General features: G+C 60.7%; 10 protein-coding genes. 8 read left to right on the forward strand and 2 right to left on the reverse strand.

What is annotated here, in order from left to right; genetic code table 11:
• The first annotated feature begins 298 nt into the window (after positions 1-298).
• Positions 299-1,255, forward strand: coding sequence for a DMT family transporter (locus tag QK296_RS10795; RefSeq protein ID WP_057709813.1), 957 nt, complete (start codon positions 299-301; stop codon positions 1,253-1,255).
• On the opposite strand, the gene QK296_RS10800 is transcribed toward QK296_RS10795, so the two are convergent.
• Complete coding sequence (locus QK296_RS10800; protein ID WP_003192738.1) at positions 1,256-2,638, reverse strand: class II fumarate hydratase; 1,383 nt, start codon at positions 2,636-2,638, stop codon at positions 1,256-1,258.
• Between the two features lie 196 nt (positions 2,639-2,834).
• On the opposite strand from QK296_RS10800, the gene QK296_RS10805 reads away from it, so the two are divergent.
• From QK296_RS10805 to QK296_RS10835, 7 genes are all read left to right on the forward strand, one after another.
• Positions 2,835-3,353 carry a DUF2059 domain-containing protein gene (locus tag QK296_RS10805; protein WP_014719258.1) on the forward strand — a complete coding sequence of 173 codons (519 nt, stop codon included), beginning with the start codon at positions 2,835-2,837 and terminating at the stop codon, positions 3,351-3,353.
• 6 nt (positions 3,354-3,359) lie between these two features.
• On the forward strand, positions 3,360-3,653 hold the full coding sequence (locus QK296_RS10810; protein ID WP_003192734.1) for a BolA family protein: 294 nt from the start codon (positions 3,360-3,362) through the stop codon (positions 3,651-3,653).
• Positions 3,654-3,754: 101 nt separating this feature from the next.
• Positions 3,755-4,696, forward strand: coding sequence for a rhodanese-related sulfurtransferase (locus QK296_RS10815; RefSeq protein WP_003192733.1), 942 nt, complete (start codon positions 3,755-3,757; stop codon positions 4,694-4,696).
• A 3-nt stretch (positions 4,697-4,699) separates the two neighbouring features.
• On the forward strand, positions 4,700-5,335 hold the full coding sequence (locus QK296_RS10820; RefSeq protein ID WP_003192732.1) for a DsbA family protein: 636 nt from the start codon (positions 4,700-4,702) through the stop codon (positions 5,333-5,335).
• Positions 5,328-7,130 (forward strand): ABC transporter ATP-binding protein, encoded by a 1,803-nt coding sequence (locus tag QK296_RS10825; RefSeq protein WP_003192731.1) that lies wholly within the window; start codon positions 5,328-5,330, stop codon positions 7,128-7,130. The genes QK296_RS10820 and QK296_RS10825 overlap by 8 nt, the downstream gene beginning before the upstream one ends.
• A 71-nt stretch (positions 7,131-7,201) precedes the next feature.
• Positions 7,202-9,664, forward strand: a complete 2,463-nt coding sequence (locus QK296_RS10830) for an EAL domain-containing protein (protein ID WP_003192730.1) — start codon at positions 7,202-7,204, stop codon at positions 9,662-9,664.
• Between the two features lie 45 nt (positions 9,665-9,709).
• Complete coding sequence (locus QK296_RS10835) at positions 9,710-10,516, forward strand: iron-containing redox enzyme family protein (protein WP_034136066.1); 807 nt, start codon at positions 9,710-9,712, stop codon at positions 10,514-10,516.
• A 44-nt stretch (positions 10,517-10,560) separates the two neighbouring features.
• Here QK296_RS10835 and QK296_RS10840 read toward each other — a convergent pair whose 3' ends face one another.
• On the reverse strand, positions 10,561-11,487 hold the full coding sequence (locus QK296_RS10840) for a GGDEF domain-containing protein (protein ID WP_282390902.1): 927 nt from the start codon (positions 11,485-11,487) through the stop codon (positions 10,561-10,563).
• Positions 11,488-11,495: the final 8 nt, after the last annotated feature.

Raw genomic sequence — 11,495 nt, forward strand, 5'->3', positions numbered from 1 at the left:
GTTTACCCCCCAAATCCCTGTCGAATTCCGGCCAGCGTGGTTTAACGGGGCGCCTGAGATCAAAAGCAGAGCAAGATCAAGAGCGACTCGCTTCGCATCATGGTTACCGTTGACGGCTACAACCTAAAAAGTTGTGTAGATACCTATGCTGCGATAGCGGTGGGTCAGCGACAGATTGGGCACAGATAAATCGCCATCGCAGGCAAGCCAGCTCCCACACTCAAAACTGTGACGTATCCGAACTCAGTGACTTGCCCCTAGAATGCCTGTTCCACTTCCTCTGGCATCCGGGGCACTCATGCACATCTCTTCCGGCCGCTGGGTCTACGGTTTTTTCCTGACCCTGCTGACCGCGTTTCTGTGGGGCATTCTTCCGATCAAGCTCAAGCAAGTATTGCAGGTGATGGACCCGATCACCGTGACTTGGTTTCGCCTCATGGTAGCGGGCACTTGCCTGTTCGTTTACCTGGCCGCTACCAAACGCTTGCCCAGCCGCAAAGTGCTTGGCCCCAAGGGTGGTTGGCTGGTGGGCATGGCGGTGTGTGGCCTGGTGGGCAACTACGTGTTGTACCTGGTGGGCCTGAAAATGCTCAGCCCAGGCACGGCGCAGTTGGTGGTGCAGATGGGGCCGATCTTTCTGATGGTAGCCAGTGTGTTTGTGTTCAAGGAACGCTTCAGCCTGGGGCAGGGGGTGGGGCTGGTGGTGCTGATCGCAGGCTTTGGCCTGTTCTTCAACCAACGTCTGGTGGAGTTGCTGACGTCCATGGGCACCTACACCGCCGGTGTGCTGACGATCCTGCTCGCCACTACCATTTGGGTGTTTTATGCACTGGGGCAAAAGCAGTTGCTGACGGTGTGGAATTCATTGCAGGTGATGATGGTGATCTACCTGTCGTGTGCGCTGTTGCTCACGCCGTGGGCGCATCCGCTGGAGGCGTTGCAGTTGAGTCCGCTGCAAGGCTGGCTGTTGTTGGCGTGCTGCATGAATACCTTGGTGGCCTACGGGGCATTTGCCGAAGCCTTGGCGCATTGGGAGGCCTCGCGGGTCAGTGCGACCCTGGCGTTGACGCCCTTGGTGACTTTTGTGGCGGTGGCCGTGGCGGCGTGGTTATGGCCGGAGTATGTGCAGGCTGAGCAGATCAATGCCCTGGGGTATTTCGGCGCCTTTGTGGTAGTGCTGGGGTCGGCGACCGTGGCGCTGGCACCCTCGCTGCTCGCCGGGCTCAAGGCCCGGCGGCTGCGTACGGCGGTGTAGTCAGCTACCCAGCATGTTTTCCGGGCGTACCCACTGGTCGAACTCGGCATCCGTGAGGTAGCCCAGTTCCAGCGCGGCCTCGCGCAGTGTCAGCCCTTCGGCGTAAGCCTTCTTGGCGATCTCGGCCGACTTGTCGTAGCCGATATGCGGGTTGAGGGCGGTGACCAGCATCAGCCCGCGTTCCAAGTGTTGGGCCATTTGCTCGGCGTCGGGTTCGAGGCCAGCAATGCAATGCTCCTGGAAGTTGTTGCAGCCGTCGGCCAGCAGGCGGATCGACTCCAGCAGGTTGTGGATGATTACCGGCTTGTACACGTTCAACTGCAAGTGCCCCTGGCTGGCGGCCATGCCGATGGTCACGTCGTTGCCCAGCACCTGGCAGGCCAGCATCGACAGCGCTTCGCATTGGGTGGGGTTGACCTTGCCCGGCATGATCGAACTGCCCGGTTCGTTGGCCGGCAACTTGACTTCGGCCAGCCCGGCGCGAGGGCCGGAGCCCAGCAGGCGCAGGTCGTTGGCGATCTTCATCAGCGCCACGGCCAGGGTTTTCAGCGCGCCGTGCAGGGTCACCAGCGGCTCATGGCCGGAGAGGGCGGCGAATTTGTTCGGCGCGGTCACAAAAGGCAAGCCCGACAACGCCGCCAGTTCGGAGGCAATCGCCTCGCCAAAACCATGGGGCGCATTGAGGCCGGTGCCGACGGCGGTGCCGCCCTGGGCCAGCTCGCACACCGCGGGCAGGGCGCTGCGGATCGCACGCTCGGCATAATCGAGCTGGGCGATAAACGCCGACAGCTCCTGGCCGAAGGTGATCGGCGTGGCGTCCATCATGTGGGTGCGGCCGGTCTTGACCAGCTTCATATGCCGAGCGGCCAATTCCGCCAGGCCGCCGGACAAAGTGGCGATCGCCGGCAGCAGTTGCCTGTTCACCGCCTGCACCGCGGCAATGCTCATGGCGGTGGGGAAGCAGTCGTTGGAGCTCTGGGAACGGTTGACGTGATCGTTAGGGTGCACCGGGCTCTTGCCGCCGCGGTTGTTGCCAGCCAGTTCGTTGGCGCGGCCAGCGATCACTTCGTTGGCGTTCATGTTGCTTTGGGTGCCACTGCCGGTCTGCCAGACCACCAGCGGGAACTGGTCGTCATGCTGGCCGTCCAGGATCTCGTCGGCAGCCTGCTCGATCAGGCGGGCGATGTCGGCGGGCAGGTCGCCGTTACGGTCGTTGACCCGTGCCGCAGCCTTCTTGATCAAGGCCAGTGCATGCAATACCGCCAGCGGCATGCGCTGCTCGCCAATCGCGAAATTGACCAGCGAACGTTGGGTTTGCGCGCCCCAATAGGCGTCATCAGGGACCTGTACTTCCCCCAGGCTGTCGGTTTCGATACGGCTCATCGGTCACCCTCCTTATTCAGTCGTGATTGGTCAGTTTAGGCCTTGGCGGCCAGCGTGGGTTCCCTAAAAGCGCTTTTGTGTCACCGCGCCCCGTGAAACCGGGGCTTGCCATGGGGTGGGGTTGAGCCGCGAGGTTTTTTAGGCGCAGAATGGTCGCCCTTGGGGTCTTACCTCGCCTGCTAGAAAAGGAAACTCGATGACTCGTCTTCGTGCCATCTGTACCGCGGTTGCTCTGGTTTGCGCCAGCGGCCAGGTTCTTGCCGATACCGCCAGCCACAACGCCAGTGCCGAAGCCTTCCTTACCCTGGCCCATGCTGACAAGCTGGGGACCCCGGTGTACATGCAAGTGCAGCAAATGTTCGCCCAGCGTTTCGAACAGACCAAGGCACCTGCCGCCAAGCAGTCCGTACTGGACAGCTACCAGGCCAAGGCCAACGCCGCTCTGGACCAGGCCATCGGCTGGCCGAAGCTCAAGCCAGACATGGTCAAGCTCTACACCACCAACTTCAGCGAATCCGAGCTCAAGGACCTGGTAGCGTTCTACCAGTCGCCACTTGGCAAGAAAGTCCTGGAAAAAATGCCGCAGCTGACCCAGCAGTCGGCCCAGATGACCCAGGCCAAGCTGGAAAGCGCCGTACCGGTGGTGAACAAGCTGTTGGAAGACATGACCAACGAGCTGGCGCCAAAAGCCGCCGCACCGGCCAAGAAGAAGTAAGCAGGAATGACCATGCAACAGCGTATCGAAACGGCCCTTGCCGACCTGGCCCCGGAACATCTGAGCGTGCTGGATGAAAGCCATATGCACAGCCGTGGGTTGCAGACCCACTTCAAGGCCGTGCTGGTCAGCCAGCAGTTCGAGGGGCTTAATCGCGTCAAGCGCCACCAGAAGGTCTACGCCACCCTGGGTAGCCTGATGAGCGAATTTCATGCGCTTGCGCTGCATACCTATACGCCCGAAGAATGGGCGACAATCGACGCAGCCCCGGCCTCGCCGACCTGCGCCGGCGGACATTGACGGGGTAACCCTGATAGAATCCGCAACGCGCCGCTTAGCCGGCGCGTTTTTTTTGCATCCGGTTCACCCCTTACGAGGGTAGCCACCTGGAGAGAACACCCATGACTCAACCGATTGTCGTGGCGGCACTGTATAAGTTCGTCACCCTCGAAGATTACGTCGCCCTGCGCGAGCCCCTGTTGCAGGCGATGGTCGATAACGGCATCAAAGGCACCTTGCTGATCGCTGAAGAAGGCATCAACGGCACCGTTTCCGGCAGCCGCGAAGGCATTGACGGCCTGATGGCGTGGCTGAAAAAAGACCCGCGCATGGTCGATATCGACCACAAGGAATCCTACTGCGACGACCAGCCGTTCTATCGCACCAAGGTCAAACTCAAGAAAGAGATCGTGACCCTGGGCGTTGAAGGCGTCGACCCGAACAAAAAAGTCGGTACCTACGTCGACCCGCAGGATTGGAACGCGCTGATCAGCGACCCGGAAGTATTGTTGATCGACACCCGTAACGACTACGAAGTGTCCATTGGCACCTTTGAAGGCGCAATCGACCCGAAAACCACCAGTTTTCGCGAATTTCCCGACTATATCAAAGCCAACTTTGACCCGGCCAAGCACAAGAAGGTCGCCATGTTCTGCACCGGCGGCATCCGCTGTGAGAAGGCGTCGAGCTACATGCTCAGCGAAGGCTTCGATGAGGTCTACCACCTCAAGGGCGGTATCCTGAAGTACCTCGAAGAAGTGCCCCAGGAAGAAACCAAATGGCAGGGCGACTGCTTTGTGTTCGACAATCGCGTGACCGTGCGCCACGACTTGAGCGAAGGCGACTACGATCAATGTCATGCCTGCCGCACACCGGTGAGCGTAGAAGACCGCGCTTCCGAGCATTATGTGGCCGGCATCAGTTGCCCCCATTGCTGGGATAAGCTGCCGGAGAAGACCCGTCGCAGTGCGATCGACCGCCAGAAGCAGATCGAACTGGCCAAGGCCCGCAATATGCCGCACCCGATTGGTTACAACTACAAGCAAACCCCTTCCGAGGTCTGAGCCATGTCTGCGCGCCTGCTCTATGTAATGGACCCGATGTGTTCCTGGTGCTGGGGCTTTGCCCCGGTGGCACAAGCGCTGGTAGAGCAGGCCCAGGCGGCCGGCGTGGACGTGCACTTGGTGGTGGGCGGCTTGCGCACCGGCAGCGGCGCGGCGCTGGAGCCGACTACCCGGCGCTACATCCTTGAACACTGGCAAGCCGTCACCGACGCCACCGGCCAGCCGTTCAAGCGTGAGGGCGCGTTGCCCGACGGGTTTGTCTACGACACTGAGCCTGCGTGCCGCGCTATCGTCACCGCACGCAGTCTGGCGCCGGATTGCGCCTGGACGCTGCTGGGGCTGATCCAGCGCGCGTTCTATGTCGAAGGGCGGGACGTGACCCTCGCCCCTGTGCTGGTGGAACTGGCCGAGCAGGCCGGTATTCCACGCATCGAGTTTGCCGGCGAGTTCGACCGTGCCGATCAGCACGCGGCCACGGCGGCCGATTTTACTTGGGTGCAGGACCTGGGCATTGCCGGGTTCCCGACCCTGCTGGCCGAGCGCAATGGCCAGTTGGCCTTGCTGACCAATGGTTACCAGCCGCTGTCCGAGCTGTCGCCGTTACTGGGTCGATGGCTGGAGCGAGCTGCCTGTGTATGAACAGCCTCCACGCACCGACCGCCTGACCTGGGCAGAAATTCGCCGCCTGGCCCTGCGCCACAAGAAATCCCTGTGGGTCGCCAACGGCGTCGCCGTGCTCGCCACCCTGTGCAGCGTGCCTATCCCGCTGTTGTTGCCGTTGCTGGTGGACGAAGTGCTGCTGGGCCATGGCGATGCCGCCCTCAAGGTAATGAACCACGCGCTGCCCCTGGGTTGGCAAAAAGCCGCTGGCTATATCGGCCTGATGCTCTTGGTTACCCTGGCCCTGCGTTGCGGCGCGTTGGTGTTCAACGTGGTGCAGGCGCGGCTGTTTGCGCGCTTGGCCAAGGACATCGTGTACCGCATCCGCGTGCGCCTGATCGAGCGTCTCAAGCGTATCTCCCTGGGTGAGTACGAAAGCCTGGGCAGTGGTACGGTCACCACCCACCTGGTGACCGACCTGGACACCCTAGACAAATTCGTCGGCGAAACCCTCAGCCGTTTCCTGGTAGCGATGCTGACCCTGGTCGGCACCTCGGCGATCCTGGTGTGGATGCATTGGCAACTGGCGTTGTTGATCCTGTTGTTCAACCCGCTGGTGATCTACGCCACGGTGCAGTTGGGCAAGCGCGTCAAGCACCTCAAGAAGCTGGAAAACGACAGTACTTCGCGCTTTACCCAGGCGCTGACCGAAACCCTGGATGCCATCCAGGAAGTGCGCGCCGGCAACCGCCAAGGCTTTTTCCTCGGGCGCCTGGGCCAGCGTGCCCAGGAAGTGCGTGACTACGCCATCCATTCCCAGTGGAAAACCGACGCGTCGAGCCGCGCCAGTGGCTTGCTGTTCCAGTTTGGTATCGACATCTTCCGCGCTGCAGCCATGCTCACCGTGCTGTTTTCCGACCTGTCCATCGGCCAGATGCTCGCGGTATTCAGTTACCTGTGGTTCATGATAGGCCCGGTGGAACAACTGTTGAACCTGCAATACGCCTATTACGCGGCGGGGGGCGCGCTGTCGCGGATCAACGAGCTGTTGGCGCGTGCCGATGAACCGCAATACCCAGGCGGCGCAGACCCGTTCAGCGGGCGCGAGACCGTCGGCATCGAAGTGCGTGGCCTCGACTTTGGCTACGGCGAAGACCTGGTGCTCAACCAGTTGAACCTGGCCATCGCACCGGGTGAGAAGGTGGCGATTGTCGGCGCCAGCGGCGGCGGTAAAAGCACCCTGGTGCAACTGTTGCTGGGGCTCTATACGCCCCAGGCCGGCAGTATTCGTTTTGGCGCTGCCACCCAGCAGGAGATCGGCCTGGAAACCATCCGCGAGAACGTCGCGGTGGTGCTGCAACACCCGGCGCTGTTCAACGACACCGTGCGCGCCAACCTGACCATGGGCCGTACCCGCACCGATCAAGCCTGCTGGCAGGCGCTGGAAATCGCCCAACTGGATGCTACCGTCAAAGCACTGCCTTTTGGCCTGGACAGCGTGGTCGGGCGTTCGGGCGTGCGCTTTTCCGGTGGCCAGCGGCAACGCCTGGCCATTGCCCGCATGGTGCTCGCCGAGCCTAAAGTGGTGATTCTGGACGAGGCCACGTCTGCATTGGATGCAGCGACCGAGTACAACCTGCACCAGGCACTGGCGCGGTTTCTCAGCGGGCGTACTACACTGATCATCGCCCACCGGCTGTCTGCGGTGAAGCAGGCTGACCGAGTGTTGGTGTTCGATGGCGGGCACATTGCCGAAGATGGCGACCACCAGCAGTTAATTGCCGATGGCGGGCTGTACGCCAAACTGTACGGACACTTGCAACAAGTGCGTTGATTTAGCTTAGGCTGTGCTATCGGGAGCGGATTTTCGCGTGCGTATCAAGCTGTGCATGTGTAAGGGACTTCATGAAGCAAAAGCGGACTCTCGGAACGCCACGCCTGCTGGGTATTGTCTGGCCCTTTATCGCCGTCGTGTTGTTCCAGGCATTGTTAGGCTGCGTCAGTCTCTACGTGCTTTCGGCAGTGCGGGGCTATGTGGCGGGCGAAAGCCTGTGGTCCAAGGGCCAGAAAGACGCCATTTACTACCTGACCCTCTACGCCGATAACCGCAACGACGCCACCTACCTCAAATACCAGCAGGCCATTGCCGTACCCCAGGGCGGGCATGAATTGCGCATTGCCCTGGACCGTCCCAATCCCGACATGGAGGCCGCGCGCCTGGGGATTCTCAAGGGCGGCAACCATCCGGATGACGTTTCCAGCCTGATCTGGCTGTACCTCAACTTCCGCCATTTCAGTTACCTGGAAAAAGCCATTGAGCTGTGGACAGTGGGCGACGGCTACCTGGTGCAGTTGGATGAGCTGGCCCAGGAGATGCACGGCGCCATTACCTCCGGCTACGTCAGCGATGATGATGTCCATAGTTGGAAGGCGCGCATCACGGCCATCAATGAAGGGGTGACACCCGCTGCCAAGGCGTTCAGCGATGCCCTGGGCGAAGGTTCGCGGATGATCCTGCGGCTGTTGTTGATCACCAACCTGGCGACCGCCCTGGGCCTGATCGTGTTGGCGTTGCTGCGCACCCACAAGTTGCTGGCCCAGCGTCATGCCTTTGCCGATGCGCTGCAAGCAGAGAAGGAGCGGGCGCAGATCACGTTGGAGTCGATTGGCGACGGCGTGATTACCACCGACGTCGACGGGGCCATTGCTTACATGAACCCTGCAGCCGAAGCTTTGACCCACTGGCGCTCGGAGCAGGCCCAGGGCCTGCCGCTGGCGGCGCTGTTCAAGCTGTTGGATGAAAACGCCGAGCCCGACGGCTTCACCCTGATTGAACACATCGTCAAGGGCCAGTTCAGCGGCGGCAGCGAGCATTCCAAGCTGATCCAGCGCCTGGACGGCAGCACGGTCTCGGTCACCCTGGTGGGCGCGCCGATCCGCAGCGCTGGCAAGATCAGCGGTGCGGTGCTGGTGTTGCACGACATGACCCAGGAACGTCAGTACATCGCCAACCTTTCCTGGCAGGCCACCCACGACGCCTTGACCGGCCTGGCCAACCGTCGTGAGTTCGAGTTCCGGCTTGAACAGGTGCTGCAACAGGTCGCGCGCCAGCAAAGCGGGCGACATGCCTTGATGTTCCTCGACCTCGACCAGTTCAAGCTGGTCAATGACACCTGTGGCCATGCGGCGGGGGATGAGCTGCTGCGCCACATCTGCGCGTTGCTGCAGTCGGACCTGCGCGAGGGCGACACCTTGGCTCGGTTGGGCGGCGACGAGTTTGGCATCCTGCTGGAGAACTGCCCGGCGCCGGTGGCGGAAAAAATCGCCGAGAGCCTGCGCCATACCGTGCAGAGCTTGCACTTCGTGTGGAAGGGGCGGCCCTTCATGACCACTGTCAGCATCGGCCTGGTGCATATCTCGCAAACCCCGACCACCCTGGAAACCTCCCTGCGCGCCGCCGACATGGCGTGCTACATGGCCAAGGAAAAAGGGCGCAACCGCGTGCAGGTCTACCACGTCGATGACTCGGAATTGTCTCTGCGGTTCGGCGAGATGGCCTGGGTACAGCGGCTGCATATTGCCCTTGAGGAAGACCGTTTTTGCCTCTACGCCCAGGAAATTGCGCCGTTGGGCCCTACCGACGCCGGCAATGGGCACATTGAAATTCTCTTGCGCCTGCATGACGAAGCGGGGCGGATCATTTTGCCCAACAGTTTTATTCCGGCCGCCGAACGTTACGGCTTGATGACGTCCCTGGACCGTTGGGTAGTGGAAAACGTATTCAAGATTATCGCCCGTTGCATGCATGAGCGTCCGGGCCGACCCATGGCCATGTGTGCGATTAATCTGTCAGGAATAACCATTGGCGACGATGACTTTTTAGGATTTTTACGTCAGAAATTCGATACTTACAACATTCCACCGGAAATGATTTGTTTTGAAATAACTGAAACCAGCGCTATAGCCAATTTGGGCAGCGCGATTCGATTTATTAATGAACTCAAAGCGTTAGGCTGCCATTTTTCCCTCGATGACTTTTGCGCCGGAATGTCCTCATTCGCATATTTGAAACATTTACCTGTAGACTTCCTGAAGATCGATGGAAGTTTCGTAAAGGATATGCTGGACGACCCGATTAACCGCGCCATGGTCGAAGTGATCAACCACATCGGCCACGTCATGGGTAAGCGCACAATTGCCGAGTTTGTTGAAACACCGCAGATCGAACAGGCTTTACTTGAGATAGGTGTGGATTACGCTCAGGGCTACCTGATTGAACGCCCGCAATTGTTTACCTTTGATAGCTTGCAGTGCCGACCTGAGCGGCCGCAGCCACTGTTATTCAAGGCGCCCGGCACTTTCCGCTGAAACATTTGCTGGTCTGTACAATCACACTTGAAAAGGAGCCCCACAGTGATCGACACATTCAACAGAACCGGCCCGCTTATGGAAGCCTCGAGTTACCCCGCCTGGGCGCAGCAATTGATCCGGGACTGTAGCGAGAGCAAGCGTCGGGTTGTCGAGCACGAACTGTATCAGCGCATGCGTGACAACGCCCTCAGCGCCAAGACCATGCGCCACTACCTCATTGGTGGTTGGCCGGTGGTGGAACAGTTTGCCTTGTACATGGCGCAGAACCTGACCAAGACCAAGTTTGCCCGTCATCCTGGGGAGGATATGGCGCGCCGTTGGCTGATGCGCAACATTCGTGTGGAGCTCAACCATGCCGACTACTGGGTCAATTGGGCACGGGCTCACGGCGTCAGCCTTGAAGAGCTGCAAGCGCAGGAGGTACCGCCCGAGTTGCACGCCCTGAGCCATTGGTGCTGGCACACCAGCTCGGCCGATGCATTGATCGTCGCGATTGCCGCCACCAACTACGCGATCGAGGGGGCGACGGGAGAGTGGTCCGCCGTGGTCTGCTCTACCGGTGTTTATGCTGCCGCCTTCCCGGAGGAAGATCGCAAGCGGGCGATGAAGTGGCTGAAGATGCACGCCCAGTACGACGACGCCCACCCTTGGGAAGCCCTGGAAATCATCTGCACCCTGGCCGGGACCAACCCGAGCAAGGCCCTGCAGGAAGAGTTACGCCAGGCGGTGTGCAAGAGCTACGACTACATGCACTTGTTCCTGGAAAGCTGCATGCGTCTAGAGAATGCGGAGAAAGACAAGGCGCCAGCCGTTCGCGAGCGCCCTGTGCGCATCGCCAGCGAGGCGTAGCGGTAACTGTGGAGAGGGAGCAAGCTCCCTCGCCACAACTGACTTTACCCCGCCATCGCCAAGCGGTTGCGACCTTCGCGCTTGGCCACGTACAACGCATTATCGGCCCGACGCAGCAGGCTTTCAGCCGACTCGGCCGCCAGCAGTGTCGAGCAACCGAGGCTCACGGTCAGTTCGATTCGCGTGCCCTCCACCCAGTAGTCCTGGGCTTGTGCCGCCTGGCGCAGGCGCTCTCCCACCATCCTCGCGACATCGCGACCGGTATTGGACAGCAGGATCAAAAACTCTTCCCCGCCAAACCGGAACACCATGTCCACGTTACGCAATTGGCGTTTGATCGCCCCCGCCACGGCGCGCAGCACGCTATCGCCCGCGGCATGCCCATGGGTGTCGTTGATTTTCTTGAAATGGTCGATGTCCAGCATCAACAACGACAGCGGGTGCAGGTGCCGGCGTGCCATGTCGATTTCTCGCTGCAGCGTCTGGTCCATGGCCACACGGTTGCCGGTTTCGGTCAACGGGTCGCGCAGGGCGCTGCGGGTGGCGGCGCGGTAGAGCAGGGCGTTGCGCATCGGATAAAGCAAGGTCACCAGCAGCAGTTCAAGCTGGCTCAACTCCTCTTCAAGCAACCGCTGGTTGCGATGAAAGACCAGTTCCCCCAGGTGCTCGCCTTCATGGCTCAGGGTGTAGCTGACGGAGTGATGACCCCGGTGGCCAAACTCCAGGCGCAGGTCGCTGGCGGCGTGACGGTATTGCAGCGCGTCCAGCGGCACCAGGCGCTGTACCTCACGAAAGAACAGACCCAGGATGCGCTCCGGCTCCAGGCTGGTCTGCAACTGCTGGTTCAGTTGCTGGCGAAGTTCGGCGAGGGTGGCGGGGCGGCGTGGGCGTAAGGATGGCTGGCCAAATCCCAGGCGTTGCAATTTGGCACTGTCAAAGTCAATTGCGTTGGTCTGGGTGGGGGTTTTCATAAGCGGGT

The organism is Pseudomonas sp. AL10, from assembly GCF_029960685.1.
GTDB classification, from domain to species: Bacteria; Pseudomonadota; Gammaproteobacteria; order Pseudomonadales; family Pseudomonadaceae; genus Aquipseudomonas; species Aquipseudomonas lactis.

Coding starts and splice junctions, on each gene's coding strand:
- QK296_RS10795 (WP_057709813.1), top strand. CDS start 299: ATGCACATCTCTTCCGGCCGCTGGGTCTACGGTTTTTTCCTGACCCTG.
- QK296_RS10800 (WP_003192738.1), bottom strand. CDS start 2,638: ATGAGCCGTATCGAAACCGACAGCCTGGGGGAAGTACAGGTCCCTGAT.
- QK296_RS10805 (WP_014719258.1), top strand. CDS start 2,835: ATGACTCGTCTTCGTGCCATCTGTACCGCGGTTGCTCTGGTTTGCGCC.
- QK296_RS10810 (WP_003192734.1), top strand. CDS start 3,360: ATGACCATGCAACAGCGTATCGAAACGGCCCTTGCCGACCTGGCCCCG.
- QK296_RS10815 (WP_003192733.1), top strand. CDS start 3,755: ATGACTCAACCGATTGTCGTGGCGGCACTGTATAAGTTCGTCACCCTC.
- QK296_RS10820 (WP_003192732.1), top strand. CDS start 4,700: ATGTCTGCGCGCCTGCTCTATGTAATGGACCCGATGTGTTCCTGGTGC.
- QK296_RS10830 (WP_003192730.1), top strand. CDS start 7,202: ATGAAGCAAAAGCGGACTCTCGGAACGCCACGCCTGCTGGGTATTGTC.
- QK296_RS10840 (WP_282390902.1), bottom strand. CDS start 11,487: ATGAAAACCCCCACCCAGACCAACGCAATTGACTTTGACAGTGCCAAA.